Annotated in this window: 16 protein-coding genes; 6 read left to right on the forward strand and 10 right to left on the reverse strand. The window is 71.5% G+C overall.

Annotation, left to right across the window (positions count from 1 at the left end):
• Positions 1 to 14: 14 nt before the first annotated feature.
• Positions 15 to 1,094 (forward strand): UV damage endonuclease UvsE, encoded by a 1,080-nt coding sequence (locus ASF57_RS05870; RefSeq protein WP_056481040.1) that lies wholly within the window; start codon positions 15 to 17, stop codon positions 1,092 to 1,094.
• A 19-nt stretch (positions 1,095 to 1,113) separates the two neighbouring features.
• Here the strand turns inward: ASF57_RS05870 and ASF57_RS05875 are convergent, their stop codons facing one another.
• Positions 1,114 to 1,830 (reverse strand): aldolase, encoded by a 717-nt coding sequence (locus tag ASF57_RS05875; protein ID WP_056190650.1) that lies wholly within the window; start codon positions 1,828 to 1,830, stop codon positions 1,114 to 1,116.
• 27 nt (positions 1,831 to 1,857) lie between these two features.
• On the reverse strand, positions 1,858 to 2,868 hold the full coding sequence (locus ASF57_RS05880) for a LacI family DNA-binding transcriptional regulator (RefSeq protein ID WP_200935825.1): 1,011 nt from the start codon (positions 2,866 to 2,868) through the stop codon (positions 1,858 to 1,860).
• Between the two features lie 231 nt (positions 2,869 to 3,099).
• On the opposite strand from ASF57_RS05880, the gene ASF57_RS05885 reads away from it, so the two are divergent.
• From ASF57_RS05885 to denD, 5 genes are all read left to right on the forward strand, one after another.
• Entirely contained in the window at positions 3,100 to 4,410 is a 1,311-nt protein-coding gene (locus tag ASF57_RS05885) for an MFS transporter (protein WP_056481088.1), read from the forward strand.
• A 133-nt stretch (positions 4,411 to 4,543) separates the two neighbouring features.
• Positions 4,544 to 5,461, forward strand: a complete 918-nt coding sequence (gene ltnD, locus ASF57_RS05890; RefSeq protein ID WP_056481044.1) for an L-threonate dehydrogenase — start codon at positions 4,544 to 4,546, stop codon at positions 5,459 to 5,461.
• Positions 5,462 to 5,475: 14 nt separating this feature from the next.
• Entirely contained in the window at positions 5,476 to 6,288 is an 813-nt protein-coding gene (gene otnI, locus ASF57_RS05895; RefSeq protein ID WP_056190656.1) for a 2-oxo-tetronate isomerase, read from the forward strand.
• A complete protein-coding gene (gene otnK, locus ASF57_RS05900; protein ID WP_056481046.1) occupies positions 6,285 to 7,577 on the forward strand; it encodes a 3-oxo-tetronate kinase in 1,293 nt (430 codons plus the stop codon). Before otnI ends, otnK begins: the two co-directional genes overlap by 4 nt.
• A 17-nt stretch (positions 7,578 to 7,594) precedes the next feature.
• Entirely contained in the window at positions 7,595 to 8,554 is a 960-nt protein-coding gene (gene denD, locus ASF57_RS05905; RefSeq protein ID WP_056481048.1) for a D-erythronate dehydrogenase, read from the forward strand.
• Positions 8,555 to 8,593: 39 nt separating this feature from the next.
• Here denD and ASF57_RS05910 read toward each other — a convergent pair whose 3' ends face one another.
• The 8 genes from ASF57_RS05910 to mdcA are packed head-to-tail and all read right to left on the reverse strand — an operon-like array spanning position 8,594 to position 15,794.
• The gene (locus ASF57_RS05910) at positions 8,594 to 9,598 is read right to left on the reverse strand and encodes an aldo/keto reductase (RefSeq protein ID WP_056190662.1); all 1,005 of its coding nucleotides are present in this window, start codon (positions 9,596 to 9,598) and stop codon (positions 8,594 to 8,596) included.
• A gap of 25 nt (positions 9,599 to 9,623) precedes the next feature.
• The gene (locus tag ASF57_RS05915; RefSeq protein ID WP_056481050.1) at positions 9,624 to 10,583 is read right to left on the reverse strand and encodes an acyltransferase domain-containing protein; all 960 of its coding nucleotides are present in this window, start codon (positions 10,581 to 10,583) and stop codon (positions 9,624 to 9,626) included.
• A 13-nt stretch (positions 10,584 to 10,596) separates the two neighbouring features.
• Positions 10,597 to 11,481 (reverse strand): triphosphoribosyl-dephospho-CoA synthase MdcB, encoded by an 885-nt coding sequence (gene mdcB, locus ASF57_RS05920; protein ID WP_082503728.1) that lies wholly within the window; start codon positions 11,479 to 11,481, stop codon positions 10,597 to 10,599.
• Positions 11,482 to 11,484: 3 nt separating this feature from the next.
• Complete coding sequence (gene mdcG, locus ASF57_RS05925; RefSeq protein WP_244476840.1) at positions 11,485 to 12,171, reverse strand: malonate decarboxylase holo-[acyl-carrier-protein] synthase; 687 nt, start codon at positions 12,169 to 12,171, stop codon at positions 11,485 to 11,487.
• On the reverse strand, positions 12,164 to 12,889 hold the full coding sequence (gene mdcE / locus ASF57_RS05930) for a biotin-independent malonate decarboxylase subunit gamma (protein WP_056481053.1): 726 nt from the start codon (positions 12,887 to 12,889) through the stop codon (positions 12,164 to 12,166). The genes mdcG and mdcE overlap by 8 nt, the downstream gene beginning before the upstream one ends.
• 1 nt (position 12,890) lies before the next feature.
• Positions 12,891 to 13,823, reverse strand: coding sequence for a biotin-independent malonate decarboxylase subunit beta (locus ASF57_RS05935; protein ID WP_056481055.1), 933 nt, complete (start codon positions 13,821 to 13,823; stop codon positions 12,891 to 12,893).
• Positions 13,823 to 14,134, reverse strand: coding sequence for a malonate decarboxylase acyl carrier protein (gene mdcC / locus ASF57_RS05940; RefSeq protein ID WP_056481057.1), 312 nt, complete (start codon positions 14,132 to 14,134; stop codon positions 13,823 to 13,825). The genes ASF57_RS05935 and mdcC overlap by 1 nt, the downstream gene beginning before the upstream one ends.
• Positions 14,135 to 14,147: 13 nt before the next feature.
• A complete protein-coding gene (mdcA, locus tag ASF57_RS05945; RefSeq protein WP_056190673.1) occupies positions 14,148 to 15,794 on the reverse strand; it encodes a malonate decarboxylase subunit alpha in 1,647 nt (548 codons plus the stop codon).
• Between the last annotated feature and the right edge of the window lie 71 nt (positions 15,795 to 15,865).

The raw sequence follows: 15,865 nt of genomic DNA on the forward strand, positions 1-15,865 counted from the left end.
CGCGTTATCGCCCCATGACCGATTCAACACCCCGCCTCGGCTTCTGCTGCAAGTTCATCCTCGAGGCCCCGCCCGAGAGCTTCAAGACCCTGAAGGCCGCCCGCGAGGCGACCCTGCAGATGAATCTCACCCACGCCACCATGGCGCATCTGAAGACGCTGGCGCCCGCCGCGCGGCGGGCGAAGCTCGAGGGTCTGGTGCGCCACAACCTCGGCGCCCTGGAGCGGCAGGTGGCCTGGGTCGCCGCCCGGCCCGTGATCGAGCGCCTGCTGCGGATCGCCAGCAACGTCCTGCCCGGCTACACCCACGCGGTGGCGCAGGACATCTACGCCGAACCCGAGATGCGCCGCCTCGTCGAGGACGGCCTCGCCCGGATCGGCGCCATCGCGCGGGACGGGGCGGTGCGCCTGAGTTTCCATCCGGGGCCGTTCTGCGTCATCGCCTCGCAGAACCCGAATGCCGAGCGCAACGGCATCGAGGAACTCGAGCACCACGCCGAACTCATGGCGATGCTCGGCTACGGCCAGGGCTGGCATCCGCACGGGGCCCACATCAACATCCATGTGGGCGCCCGCGACCCCGGCATCGCCGGCTTCCGGGCCAGCCTGCCCAAGCTCTCGCAGACGGCGCGCGACCTCCTTACGGTCGAGAACGACGAGAACGTCTTCGGGCTCGACACGGTGCTGGGCCTCGCCGACGTCGTTCCGGTGGTGCTCGACCTGCACCATCACTGGGTCGAGAGCCGGGGCGCGTATATCGAGCCCGACGACCCGCGCGTGATGCGCGTGCGCGAATCCTGGCGCGGGGTGCGCCCCGTGGCGCATATCAGCGTCTCGCGCGAGAGCCTGCTGGAGGGCCACGCACCCGACGCCCTGCCGGATTTCGCCGCGCTGACGGAGGCCGGCCACAACTGGCGCGACCTCGCCGCCCATTCGGACATGATGTGGAACCGGGCTGTCAACGCCCTGGTGGCCCGCCACATGGCCTGGGCCGATTTCGAGATTGAGGCGAAATCCAAGAACATCGCCTCGGTCGGCATCGCCGCCGAGATCGCGGCCGCCCTGCCGGGGGCGCAGATCGAGGTGGCAGCCTGAATCGACGCCGGTCGCGGTCTCAATGCCCGTGGTCGTGCCCGTCCGGCTCCGGCAGGGTCAGGCCGAAATGGCTGACGAGATCCTGGACCTGCCCTGGGCTGAGGTGGCGCGGATTGAGGTTGCGCAGGAGGAGGTAGAGCTTGGCCGTCTCCTCCAGCTCCTCGGTGGCGAAGACCGCGTTCTCCAGGGTGGTGCCGGCCACCACCGGGCCGTGATTGGCCAGCAGCACCGAGGCGTAGCGGCCGGCGAGCCCCCGGATCGCGTCCGCCACCGCCGGATCGCCGGGTCGGTAATACGGCACCAGGGCCGTGGCGCCGGCCCGCATCAGGTAATAGGGCGTCAGCGGGGGCAGCACCGCCTTCGGGTCGATCTCCGGCAGCATCGAAACCGCGACCGCGTGGGTCGAGTGCAGGTGGACGATGGCGCGCGCCTCCGTGCGGCTGTCGTAGAGCGCCGCGTGAAGCGGAATCTCCTTCGTGGGCGCGTGGCCCGAGACCAGGGCGCCCGTCGCGTCCAGGCGCGAGATCGTGGCCGGATCGAGGAAGCCCAGCGAGGCGTTGGTGGGCGTCACCAGCCAGCCGCCGTCGTCGAGGCGGAGTGAGATGTTGCCCGACGAGCCCGGCGTCAGGCCGCGCTCGAACAGCGAGCGGCCGAACCGGCAGATCTGTTCGCGAAGCCGGGACTCGCTCGGTGTAGTCTCGCTCGATGTTCTCTCGCTCGATGTTCTCTCGCTCATGGCGTTCCTTGATCGTGAGGGGCGATCTCAGGCGGTGGCGCCGGGGATCAGTTCATAGCCGAGATCGATCACCTCCGGCGGGCCGTCCGCTCCGAGGCGCTCGGCCGCCATCGCGCCGATCTCCAGGCGCGGGGTGCGGATGGTGGCGAGAGGCCGGGGCATCGCCGCGGCGATGTCGAGGGCGTTGAAACCGAACAGGGCGAGGCGCCCCGGCACCGCGATGCCTTCGGCGAGGCAGTGGAAGTAGCCGCCGAGCGCCATGTCGTCGTTGGAGAAGTAGACCGCGTCGAGGTCGGGCCGGCGGGCGAGGAGTTGCCCCAGGGCCTCCCGCCCGGCCGCCGCCGAGGAGGGGCCCGACGCGATCGCGCGCTCCACCAGGGGATGGCCGGCCTGGACCAGCGTCTCGCAGAACCCCGCCAACCGCTTGGCCGCGCGCAGGTCCCGCGTGATGTCGTGCCCGACATAGCCGATGCGGCGGTAGCCCCGGTCGAGCAGGTGCCGGGCGCTGTCGCAACCCACCGCCCGGTTCGAGAACCCCACCACGATGTCGAGGCCGGTGCCGTCGGTATCGATCATCTCGACGACACGGATGCCGCTCGCCCGCAGGCGCGCGACCGCACCGGGCGTGTGCTCCAGGCCGGTGACGATGAGACCGGCCGGGCGCCAGGAGAGCAGGGCGCCGATCAGCGCCTCCTCGCGGCTCGGGTCGTAGTCCGAGACCCCGATCACGCTCTGGAAACCGTCGCGGTCGAGGGCGGCGTTGGCGCCGCGCAGGAGATCCGGGAACACGATGTTGGTGAGCGACGGGATGATGATGCCGACCAGCTTGGCGCCCGCCGTGGTACCGGAGCCCGCCAGCATGCCGGCCAGGCGGTTCGGCACGTAGCCGAGGCGCGCCACCGCCTCCGCGACCCGATCCTGGGTGCGCTTCGAGAACGAGCCCTGGTTGCGCAGGACGCGGGAGACCGTGCTCTCGCCGACCCCGGCCGCGCGGGCGACGTCGGCCAGGGTCACGAGCCGGCGCTCGGGCTCATGCACGTTCATCGGCGACCTTCATCCTCGGGGCAGGGACGGCAGAGCCATAGCAAGGTTAGCGACCCGCAACAATCAGATTGGCAGCGCTGCCAATCGCTGTTATCCAAGATGCAAGCGCTGCCAACAGGAGTCGCGCACCGATAAAATTCTGCAACGCCAGAACGGTGATCCGCAAAGCGGGCGCCCGCAGGAGGAAACATGACCGTGCAAGCTTCAACGGCGAAGGCTTCGACCATGCCGGGCGCATCCGCGCGCGGCGCCGGCGCGCCCTCGTCGGATTTCGTCGAGCAGACCTACGCGAAGGTATTCTGGCGGCTCGTGCCGTTCTTGATGCTCTGCTACGTGGTCGCCTATCTCGACCGCGTGAACGTGGGCTTTGCCAAGCTGCAGATGTCCCAGGAGCTGGGCTTCAGCGAAACGGTCTACGGCCTCGGCGCCGGCCTGTTCTTCATCGGCTACTTCCTGTTCGAGGTGCCCTCGAACGTCATCCTGCACCGGGTCGGCGCCCGGGTCTGGATCGCCCGCATCATGATCACCTGGGGCATCATCTCGGCCGGGTTCATGTTCGTGAACTCCGCGACCTCGTTCTACCTCATGCGCTTCCTGCTCGGCCTCGCGGAGGCCGGCTTCTATCCGGGCGTGATCCTCTACACGACGACCTGGTTCCCGGCTCATCGCCGCGCCCGGGTGATCGCGGTGTTCATGTCGGCGATCCCGGTCTCGGGCATCTTCGGCAACCCGCTCTCCGGCTGGATCATGGACACGTTCAACGGCACGCACGGCCTGTCCGGCTGGCAGTGGATGTTCCTGATCGAGGCGGTGCCGGCGGTGCTGGTGGGTCTCGCCGTGTTCTTCTATCTCGACAACCGCCCCTCGGAAGCCAAGTGGCTGAACGCCGCCGAGAAGCAGGTCATCGAGCGCGACATCGCCGCCGACGGCGCCGGCAAGGAACAGAGCCCGCATTCCATCGCCACCGTGTTCCGCAACGGCCGGATCTGGTTCATGAGCCTGATCTACTTCGCCTTCGTCACCGGTCAATACGGCCTGACCTTCTGGATGCCCACCATCGTCAAGGCGTCCGGCATCCAGGGCAACCTCAACATCGGTCTCGTCAGCGCGATCCCGTTCCTGTTCGCGGTCTTCGTCATGATCCTGCTCGGCCGCAGCGCCGACCGGATGCGCGAGCGGCGCTGGCACCTCATCGTCCCGGCCCTCTGCGGCGCGGTCGGCTTCGTGGTCGCGGCCAGCACCGGCAGCACGGTCGTGGCCATCGCGGCGCTGGCCGTGGCGGCCGGCGGCGTGCTCACCTGCGCGCCGCTGTTCTGGTCCCTGCCCACCGCCTTTCTCAGCGGCGCGGGTGCGGCGGCCGGCATCGCGCTGATCAACTCGGTGGGCAACCTCGCGGGCTTCGCCAGCCCCTACGTGATCGGGGCCCTGCGCGATTCCACCGGCAGCACCGCCGCCGGCATGTACGCGCTCGCCGTGATGCTGGTGATCGGCGCGGTCTGCGTGTTCGTCACCCCGAAGCACGTGGTCAATCGCTGAGCCGGACGGATCCGAAACCCACACCGTGATTCCGGGGCTGCGCAGCAGAACCCGGGATGACGGGGTGAGTGGCAGGAGCATCCGTTCGATCCGCCTTCCCCTGATTTCGAAATTCCATCCGACAGGTCCCTCCATGAGCACGAACACCCAGAACCGCTGCGTAGCCGTGATCGGCCTCGGCTCCATGGGCGCCGGCATGGCCGGTTCGCTCCTCCGGGCCGGCTTCCAGGTCACCGCCTGCGACGTGAACGCGGAAGCGGTCGCGCGCTTCGCCGAGAGCGGGGGACAGGCGGCGGCGAACCCGGCGGCGGCGGCGGCGGGGGCCGACGTGGTGGTCTGCGTCGTGGTCAACGCCGCCCAGACCGAAGCGGTGCTGTTCGGGCCGGACGGGGCTGCCGAGACCATGCCCGAGGGCGCCGTGTTCGTCTCCTCCGCCACCATGGACCCGGCCATCGCCCGTCGCCTCGCGGCCCGGCTGGAGGAGACCAGACGGCACTATCTCGACGCCCCGATGAGCGGCGGCGCGGTCCGGGCGGCGGACGGCGAACTCACCTTCCTGGCCTCCGGCAGCACGGCGGCCTTCGATGCCGCCCGACCGGCCCTGGAGGCGATGGCCGGCAAGCTCTACGCGCTCGGCGACGCGGCCGGGCAGGGGGCCGCCTTCAAGATGATCAACCAGCTGCTCGCGGGCGTGCACATCGCGGCCGCCAGCGAGGCCATGAGCTTTGCCGCCAAGCAGGGGCTCGACCTGCGCAAGGTCTACGAGGTGATCACGGCCTCCGCCGGCAATTCCTGGATGTTCGAGAACCGCATGCCGCACGTGCTCGACGGCGATTACAGCCCGAGAAGCGCGGTCGACATCTTCGTCAAGGATCTGGGCATCGTGCAGGACATGGCGCGGGCGGAAAAGTACCCCGTGCCGGTGGCGGCCGCCGCCCTGCAGATGTTCCTGATGGCGTCGGGCTCCGGCATGGGCCGGGACGACGACGCCTCGGTGGCCCGCCTCTACGCCCAGGTGGCCGGCGTCACCCTGCCGTCGCCCAAGGCCTGAAGGGAGAACAGCCGATGCCGCGTTTTGCCGCCAACCTCACCCTGATGTTCACCGAACGCCCCTTCCTCGACCGCTTCGCGGCGGCCCGGGAAGCGGGCTTCACCGCCGTCGAATTCCTGTTCCCCTACGACCATCCGCCCGAGGCCATCGCCGAGCGCCTGGCGCAGTACGGCCTTACCCAGGCCCTGTTCAACCTGCCGCCGGGCGATTGGGCGGCGGGCGAGCGCGGCCTCGCCGCCCTGCCGGACCGGTTCGCGGAGGTGCAGGCGGGCGTCGAGACCGGCCTGACTTACGCGAAGGCCACCGGCGTGGCCCGGCTCCACCTCATGGCCGGCATGGCGGATGCGCAGGATCCGGCGGCGCAGGCGGCCTATCGCCGGGCCGTGGCCTGGACCGCCGAGCGGGTGGGTCGCGAAGGGCTCGACCTCGTGCTCGAGCCGATCAACGCCCGCAACATGCCGGGCTACTTCCTCAACGACTTCGCCATGGCCGCCCGCCTGATCGAGGACCTCGCCCTGCCGAACCTGAAGCTGCAGTTCGACCTCTACCATTGCCAGATTCTGCACGGGGACGTGACCACCCGCCTGCGGACCCTGATGCCGATGGTCGGGCACGTCCAGACCGCGAGCGTGCCCACCCGGCACGAGCCCGGCACCGGCGAGATGAACGACGCCTTCCTCTTCGCCGAGCTCGACCGCCTCGGCTATGCGGGCTTCGTCGGCTGCGAGTACAACCCGGCCGGCGGCACGGGGGAGGGCCTCGGCTGGTTCGAGCCCTACCGCGCGTCGCAGGGACAGCAGGCGCAAATCCGGGAGGCCACCCGATGAGCCTCGCCCTCGGATCGGTGGCCGACGACTATACCGGCGCCTCGGACCTCGCCAACACGCTGACCCAGGCCGGCCTGCGCACCGTGCAGACCATCGGCATCCCGGCCGACGACCTCGATCTGGCCGGGGTCGATGCCGTGGTGGTGGCCCTCAAGAGCCGCTCCATCCCGGCTGCGGACGCGGTGGCGCGCTCCCGCGCGGCCGAGGCCTGGCTGCGTGGCCGGGGCGCCGCCCATGTCCTGTTCAAGATCTGCTCGACCTTCGATTCGACCGATCAGGGCAATATCGGTCCCGTCCTGGACGCCCTGCGGGGCGATGCGGGCGAGGCCATCGCCCTCGTCACGCCCGCCTTCCCGGAGACCGGGCGCACCGTCTACCAGGGCAACCTGTTCGTCGGCGCCGTGCCGCTGAACGAGAGCCCGCTCAAGGACCATCCCCTCAACCCGATGCGCGACGCCAACCTCGTGCGGGTGCTGGCCCGCCAGAGCGCGGCGCCCGTGGGCCTCGTGGATTTCGCCACTGTGGCGAAGGGGCCGGACGCCGTCGCCGCGCGCCTCGACGCGCTCGCCGCCGGCGGCGTGGGCGCGGCCATCGCGGACGCCGTGAGGGAGACCGATCTCGAAATCCTCGGGGTGGCGGCGCTCGGCCATCGCATCTCGGTGGGCGCCTCGGGCCTCGGCCTCGGCCTCGCCCGCGCGCTCGTGGCGGCCGGCCGGGCGGCGGCGCCGGACAGCGCCTCGGATCTCGGCGCGCCCGTTGGGGGCCTGGCCGCCTGCCTCGCCGGAAGCTGCTCGCAGGCGACGCTCGGACAGATCGCGGCGGCGCAAGCCGTGATGCCGGTGCGGCGCCTCGACCCCGAGCGCCTGCTCGCCGCGGGTGAGGCCGAGATCGAGGCCGCCGTGGCCTGGGCCGGCGATCATGTCGGCGCCGGCCCCGTTCTCATCGCCAGCAGCGCCGAGCCCGAGACCGTGCGCGCCCTCCAGGCCCGCCACGGTGGCGACCGGGTCGGCCATGCCATCGAGGCCGCTTTGGCCCGCATCGCCGGGGACCTGGTGGCGCGCGGTGTGCGCCGCCTCGTGGTGGCGGGCGGCGAGACCTCCGGCGCGGTCGTCGACACGCTCGGGCTGAAGGCCTTCCGCCTCGGTCCCGAGATCGCCGCCGGGGTGCCGGTGCTCCGGACGATGGGGCAAGGGGCAGCCGGCCTCGGCGATCCCATGCTGCTCGCTCTCAAGTCCGGCAATTTCGGCGGCCGCGACTTCTTCTCCCGCGCCCTCGACCTGATGCGCTGAGCCCGAAAGGACGCCCCATGCACGCTCTGATCCTCGGCGCCGCCGGCATGATCGGCCGACGCCTCACCGACGCCCTCGCCGCGCAGGGCGATGCCCGCGCCCTCACCCTGGTGGACGTGGTGGAGCCGACGCCGCCGATGGGCTTCACCGGCCCTGTCGCCACGGCCGCCGCCGACCTCGCGAGCCCGGGCGCGGCGGAGGCCGCCATCGCGGGCCGGCCGGACGTGATCTTCCACCTCGCGGCGATCGTGTCGGGCGAGGCGGAGGCCGACCTGGAGAAGGGCTACCGGGTCAATCTCGACGCCACGCGCCTGCTTCTCGACGCGATCCGGCAGGCCCACGGGGCGGAGGGCTACCGGCCCCGCGTGGTCTTCACCTCATCGCTGGCGGTGTTCGGGCCGCCGCTTCCGGGCGTGATCCCGGACGACATGATCCTGACACCGGCCACCTCCTACGGCACCCAGAAGGCGATGGGCGAGTTGCTGCTCGCCGATTACACCCGGCGCGGCTTCCTCGACGGCATCGGCTTGCGCCTGCCCACCATCTGCGTACGGCCGGGCAAGCCGAACAAGGCGGCCTCCGGGTTCTTCTCCGGGATCATCCGCGAGCCGCTGGCCGGCCAGGAGGCGATCCTGCCGGTGCCCGACAGCGTGCGCCACTGGTTCGCCAGTCCACGCTCGGCCACCGAATACCTTCTGCACGCCGCCCGCATCGACCTTGGTCCCCTCGGCCTGCGCCGCAGCCTGACCATGCCGGGGATCTCGGCGACGGTGGCCGACGAGATCGAGGCCCTGCGCCGCGTGGGCGGTGATCCGGCGGTGGCGCTGATCCGGCGTGAACCGAATCCGGCCATCCAGGCGATCGTGGAGACCTGGCCGGAGGCCTTCGATACCCGCCGCGCCCTGGAACTGGGCTTCAAGGGTGACGCCAGCTTCGACGCGCTGGTGGAGTTGCACCTGGCCGAGACGCGGGGGTAAGCAGGCTGAACGCGTCTCCCTCCCCCGCACAATGGCGTTTTACCCCCGTACGCGCCCCTCGATCGGATAGGCCGGATCGTTGTAGCCCGGGGTCGAGGGGTGGCCGGTGACGACGTGGGCGTCGACCAGCGCCTCGTCCTCGTCCGTGAAGGTGTAGCCGAGAGCGCCCAGATACTCGTCCCACTGCGCCTCCGTGCGCGGCCCGGCGATGACCGAGGTGACGGTGCGGTTGGCCAGCACCCAGTTCACCGCGAACTGCCCCGCCGTCAGCCCGCGCGCGGCCGCGTGGGCCTGGAACGTGCGGGCGATCACCAGGGATTCCGGGCGCCACTCCGTCTGCATCATGCGGGTGTCCTGGCGCCCCGCGCGGGTGCCTTCGGGGGGCGGGGCATCGGGATCGTACTTCGCGGTCAGCACACCGCGGGCGAGCGGCGAGTACGGCACCACGCCGAGGCCGTAATGGGCGCAGGCCGGCAGGTGCTCGGTCTCCGGCATCCGGTTCAGGGCGTTGTAGTAGGGCTGGCTCACCACCGGACGGTCGATGCCGAGATCGTCGCACAGGCGGCAGATCTCGGCGACGCGCCAAGCCCGGTAGTTCGAGACGCCGAAGTAGCGGATCTTGCCCTGGCGCACGAGCTGCGCGATGGCGCCGATGGTCTCAGCCAACGGCGTCGTGTGGTCCTCCTTGTGGAGGTAGTAGATGTCGATGACGTCGGTGCCGAGCCGCCGGAGGCTGGCCTCGGCGGCGCGCAGCACGTGGGCGCGGGACAGGCCCCGGTCGTTGACGCCCGGCCCCATCGGGTTGGCGACCTTGGTGGCCAGCACCCAGGCCTCGCGGTCCCGGGCGATCGCCCGGCCCACCACCTCCTCGGAGCGGCCCTCGTTGTAGACGTCCGCCGTGTCGAGAAAGTTGATCCCGGCGCTCCGGGCGCTGTCGATGATGCGGCCGGCGGTGGCCTCGTCGGTGGGGCCGCCGAACATCATGGTGCCGAGACAGAGCGGCGAGACCTTGAGGCCCGAACGGCCGAGATTGCGATACTGCATCGTGTGCGTTTCACTCCGTCGGGGTTCAGGCCCCGTCCTCGATCCATTGAATCACACCGGCGGACCTCCGAAAATCCTCCAATGCATGAACCCGCGCGTCGGGCAGGGCCGCCCGGGCCATGGTGGCGAGGGCGTGGCCGGGACCGAGCTCGAGAACGTGGTCCGCGCCGAACTCGCCGATGCTCTCCAGGCAGGCGGCCCAGTCCAGGGTCTGCGAGAGCTGCGCGGCGAGCTTGGCCAAGCCCACCTCCGGCCGGAACACCGCCGCCCCGTCGAGGCCGCTGAGGAGGCGCGGGGCCGGACGCGGGGGCGTCGCCAGGGGCGCTTCGGCCAGCCGTTCGGCGAAGCGGGCCGAGGCCTCGGCCAGGAGCGGCGTGTGGGAGGGGATATGGACGGGCAGGCGCACCGCCCGCGCGGCGCCGGCTGCGAGCGCGGCCGCGCAGAGCCTGTCGAGGGCCTCGACGGGACCGCCCACCACCACGCTGTCGACGGCGTTGCGGATCGCCGGGTGGCACCCATGCTCCCCCGCCATCGCGAAACACCGCTCGGCGGGCAGGCCGCGCAGGCCCGCGAGGCCGTAAGGAATGCCGCGGCCGGAATCCGGACCCGCCACCGCATCCATCGCCTCGGCGCGGGCGGCGGCGAGGTCCAGCACCGTCTCGGGCGCGAACAGGCCGGCGCAGCCGAAGGCCGCGAGATCACCGATGCTGTAGCCGGCCACCACGACGCGCGCGGGTCTCGCGGCTTGCGAGGCTTGGGCGGCTTGCACCAGGGTCCAGGCGGCGAGACCGGCGACGCAGCACAGGATCTGCCCGGTGCGGTTGGCGTGGAGGTCCGCGCCCGTGCGCACGAGGTTGCGCGGGTCCTGGCCGAGGAGCGGGGTCGCCGCCGCGAAGATGCCTTGCGCCTCCGGCCGATCGGCGGTGAGGTCGAACATTCCCGAATGCTGGCCGCCCTGGCCGGACAGCAGGATCGCGAGGGTCATGACGGCGCGACGATCATGGTCGCTCCCAGGCGTCGACGAACAGGGTCATGGCGAGAAGGTCGGCGGCCCCGCCGGGGCTGAGGCGGCGGGCGACGAAGGCCCGGTGCAGCGCCTCCGCCCGCGAAAACCAGTCGTCCGGCGCGATACCGCCCGCGGCGATGAAGCGGGCGGCTTCCGCCCGCGCGAAAGCATACCCTTCGGGGCCGCCGCGATGCAGCAGGTTGGTGTCCTCCAGGCAGGCGACGAGGGCGAGGCAGGCCTCCACCCGCGCGGCCTCGGGCGCATCGGGGCGAAGAGCGCGGGCCCGGCGCAGGGCCGGCAGCCCGGTGCCGTAGAGGCTCGGGAACCCGGCCGCCGCCTCGGCCGGCGCGCCCCCGACGCCGTGTCGGCGCCGCGCCCGCGCGCCCGGCGCGTGCAGCAGTTCGGGGCCGTCGAGGATCGCGTCCGCGTGGCGCGCGCGGACATGGGCGCCGAGGCTCCCGGCCGCCGGGCGCATCCCTGAGGCGCCGGCCGCGGCACTGAGGAGGCCGAGGCCGAAAATGGCGCCCCGGTGGGTGTTCACGCCCCCGGTGGCCGCCCGCATCGCCGCCTCCGCCGCGAGGCCGATCCGGCGCAGATGCGCCATCTCGGCCCCCGCCGCGCCGGCCTCGGCGAGCTCCGCGAAGAAGGGCTCCAGGGCATCGGCACTCGCCCGGAAGCGGCCCGCGTCCATGTCGGAATGGCTGCCGCTGTCCACGTGGCTGACGAGACCGGGCTTGGGATAGGTGGCGAGCTCGCGGTGCAGGCATGCGGTGGCGAGGCGGGCGATCCGCCGCGACAGGCCGCGGGGTCGCGCCGGGTCGGGCGTCGCGGACGGGATGGCAGCTCCCTGGATCGCAGGTGCGGAGGCGGACGGCATCGCTCAAGCTGCCGGGGACAGGGCGGCGCGGAGTGTCGCGACGGGCCGAAGCTCCAGGCGCAGCAGGCCCTTGACGAGGACCGCCTCGTCGGGTCCGGCCGCGTGCAGTTCGCGCCAGTTCACGGCGCAACCGTCCGGTAGACAGATCTCGCCGTCGAGGCGCATCGGCGCCGGTCCCGCGATGCGCGCCAGACCGTCGAGGAAGGCGCGATCGAGGGAGTCGGGCCAGAGCAGGTCGAGGTCCGAGGTGTCCGAGAGATAGGGCAGGCCGGTCAGCGCCTGCCAGAGCAGGCCGCCGAACACGCGCGGCACGCAGCCATGGGCCGCCCCGTGCGCGACGAGGGCCGCGATGGTCGGGTGCCAGGCGGCGGGGGCGGCCCCGCCGGCCTCGGTCAGGGTCAGGCCTGGGCGGGGCGTGACGGAGCCCGGATCGAGGGCGAGGCCGATGCGGCGCTTGCCGAGGGCGGGCGGCAGCGGCAGGCCGGCGGCGACGAGGCCGGCATCCTCGCCGGGCCCGCGGCGCCGGGCGATGACGGGCCAGCCGCGTTCCGCCCAGCCGGCGAGATGGGGAATCTCCGCGAGGTCCGGCCGTCCCGCCAGCACTCGGCTCCAGGCGCCGGGCGTCACGGTGAGAAGGTCGTGGCGCGCGAGGGGCGACAGAGGCGACAGGGGCGACACAGGATCACGCACCCTGCGCCTCGCGCACCACCCGGGCGGCGATGTCGTGGGCCAGCGGACGGCCGCCCCGCTCACAACCGAGGGCGTCGCGGGTATCGCGGATGTCGGCTGCAGCCCCCTGCGCGATCAGCGCGGCGACCTGGGGACCGAGGGGCCGTGTGGGATCGAGAACCGCCTGCACGGCACCGGTCTGGACCATGTTGTCGAGGCCGGGGGCGAAGACCGGCGTAGCGCGAGCCATCTCTTCCAGCTTCTCCAGGGGCAGCTTGGTGACGCGGGCCACCGAGGGCAGATCCATCACGCTCGGATGGGCGCCGGGCAGGGCCACGAGCACGCGGGTGGCGAGCGCGGTGGCGATGAAGGCGCCGGCCGCGCTGTGGCCGTAGAGCAGGCCGATGGTCGGATGGCCTTGCGCGTCGGCCAGCAGCAGCGCCTTGGCCAGATGGGCGAGATACTCGTTGAGGCCGAGCAGTTCGTCGCGCCGGCTCATGCGCTGGCTGTCGGAATCGATCAGGACGAGGATCGGCGTCTCGCCGCCGGCCCGCACCACGTCGAGGACGCGCCCCGCCAGGTGGCAGGCGCCCTCGATCCCGAGGGCCGTGTTCCCGTCGATGCCGACCACGGCGATCCGGCCGGCCCCGAGAGGACCATCCCCGGTGATCAGACCGTCCGACACCGTGACGGCGTGGCCCGCGGGAAAGAGCGCGGCGAGGATCGCCTCGAGGGCCATCTTATCGGGCATGGTGCGGCTCCTCCGGCAGGCGGGCGAGCAGGGCGTCGAAGCCCTCGGTGGTCAGGCCCGGCACGGCGGCGGGGTCGGCGATGCCGAGGCCGCCCCAGATCTCGGTGGCGTCCCGGGCATCACCGAAGCGGTCGAGGCGGGCTTCCAGGCGGGCCTGCTCGGCTTCGAGCGTGGCGAGGTCGAAGGAGGGGGCTGCCGGGATCGCCGCCAGGACGGCCTTGCGGAACGCCCCGATGGTGTCGTCGACGAAGGCGTCGGCGGCGCCGATGAGACGCCGGTGCTTGCCGCCCATGGTGCGCCACACCAGCGCCCGGTCGCGGGAATCGAATTCCTCCGCCCCCCGGTTGGTCTCGATCACCTCGGGACCGGAGACGCTGAGGCGCCCGCCCTCGGAGATGACGAGGCGCGCGCAGGTGCCGGCGATGAGCCCGCCGCCACCGTAGCAGCCGGCCCGGCCGCCGATCAGCCCGATCACCGGGATGCCGGCGGTACGGACCTGCGTGATCGCCCGCATGATCTCCGCGATGGCGGTCTCGCCGGCATTGGCTTCCTGCAGGCGCACGCCGCCGGTATCGAACAGGATCAGCACGGCGGCCGGCTTCACGGCCAGCGCCGCCCGCAGCAGGCCGACGAGCTTGGCGCCGTGGATCTCGCCGAAGGCGCCTCCCATGAAGCGGCCCTCCTGGGCGGCGATCAGCACGGGTCGCTCTTCGAGCAAGCCGCGCCCGACGATCATCCCGTCGTCGAAGGCGCGCGGCAGGTCGAACAGCGGCAGGTGCGGGCTCATCATCCGCTGCTCGGGGCCGATGAATTCCTGGAACGTGTCCGCGTCGAGGAGACCCGCGAGGCGGGCGCGGGCGCTGGCCTCGTACCAGCTCTGGTCGAGCGGAGAGGTGGAGAGAGAGACGGGTTTGAAATCCATCACGGCATCTCCATCAGGCGCGCGCCCTGGGCGAGGCGCAGGGACACGGTGTCGGGGCGCGCGCCCCCGTCGTTGATGGTGATGGTGAGCCCGCCGGGCTGCCGGCGCGCCACGAAATCCGCCACCACGGCGGCCCAGACCGCCCCGTAACCGGCGATCGCGGTGTCGATCTCGACGCGGCAGGCATCGGGCGCGAGATTGCGCTCCAGCAGCACTTCGAGGTTGCCGGAGGCGACGACCCCGGTGATCGCGCTGGCCCGGGTGCCGGGGAGCGCCGTACGGGTGGCGTGGCGGAAGCTCAGTTTCTCCATCGGCGAACCCTCCTCACCAGTTCCGGAACTTGGCCGGGGGCTCGTAGAGACCGCCCGACCAGTGCACGAGGTCCTTGATCGAGCGCGCCGCGAGCAGCGAGCGGTCGGCGTCGAGGGGCTCGATGCCGAGGTCTTCCGGCCGCTGGATGATCTTTCGCGCGCGCAACGCCTCGACCATCGCGTGATCGCGGCCCCGGCCCACATCGGTGTAGCCGGCGACCCCGCGGATCGCCTGCTCGCGCTCGTCGAGGGTCCGGCACAGCAGCAGGTTGGCGATGCCCTCCTCGGTAACGATGTGGGTGACATCGTCGGCGTAGACCATCACGGGGGCGAGTTCGAGGTTGAGCTTTCTGGCCAGTTCCAGGGCGTCGAGACGCTCCACGAAGGCCGGCACCAGCTTGTCGCCGAAGGTTTCGACGAGTTGCACCACGAGCTTGCGTCCGCGCCGCAGGGCCGGATCACCGGTGCCGCCGGCCTCGCGACCCGCCTTCATCCAGGTGTCGGAGGGATGGCGCCGGCCGTGCGGGTCCGAGCCCATGTTCGGCGCACCGCCGAAGCCCGCCACTCGGTTGGTGGTCACGGTGGAGGAATGGCCCTGGAGATCGATCTGCAGGGTCGAGCCGATGAAGAGGTCGCAGGCATAGAGCCCCGCCGTCTGGCAGAAGGCGCGGTTCGACCGGAGAGAGCCGTCGGAGCCGGTGAAGAACACGTCCGGCCGGGCACGGATGTAATTGTCCATGCCCACTTCGGACCCGAAGCAGTGGATCTGCTTCACCCAGCCGGATTCGATGGCCGGGATCAGGCTCGGATGCGGGTTGAGCGCCCAGTGGGTCGCGATCCGACCCTTCAGGCCGAGGCGTTCGCCGTAGGTGGGCAGCAGCAATTCGATGGCCGCTGTGCCGAAGCCGATGCCGTGGTTGAGGCGGCGGATGCCGTACGCGGCATAGATGCCCTTGATCGCCATCATGGCCATCAGGATCTGCGTCTCGGTCACCGCCGCCGGGTCGCGGGTGAAGAGCGGCTCGACGTAGAACGGCGTGTCGGCCTCCACCACGAAGTCGACCCGATCACCCGGGATGTCGACGCGCGGCACCCGGTCGACGATGTCGTTCACCTGCGCCACCACCACGCCGTTCTTGAAGGCGGTCGCCTCCACCACGGTGGGCGTGTCCTCGGTGTTGGGGCCGGTATAGAGGTTGCCGTCCCGGTCGGCCGAAACGCCCGCGATCAGGGCCACGTTCGGCGTGAGGTCGACGAAGTAGCGCGCGAACAGTTCGAGGTAGGTGTGCACCGCCCCGAGTTCGATCTGGCCGCCATACAGCATCTTGGCGATGCGGGCGCCCTGGGGGCCGGAATACGAATAGTCGAGCCGCTTCGCGATCCCCTGTTCGAAAACATCGAGATGCTCGGGCAGCACGATGCCGGACTGCACCATGTGCAGGTCGTGGACGCGGGCCGGATCGCAGGCGGACAGGCCGCGGGCGAGGCAATCGGCCTGCTTCTGGTTGTCGCCCTCCAGGCAGACCCGGTCGCCCGGCTGGAGGATCGCCTCGAGGAGGTCGACGACCCGGGACGCCGGCACGACCTTGCCATCCGCGTGCGGCCGTGCCCGTTCCAGGCGCGCCTCGCGGATGTCGCGCTCCTTCTGCCACTGGCTCATCGGATCGGCTCCCGAACTCTAACCCGCTTCGTATACATGATAACGCGAATTCCGGCCATCGATATCCCAAA

The organism is Methylobacterium sp. Leaf117 (assembly GCF_001422985.1).
Lineage (GTDB): Bacteria > Pseudomonadota > Alphaproteobacteria > Rhizobiales > Beijerinckiaceae > Methylobacterium.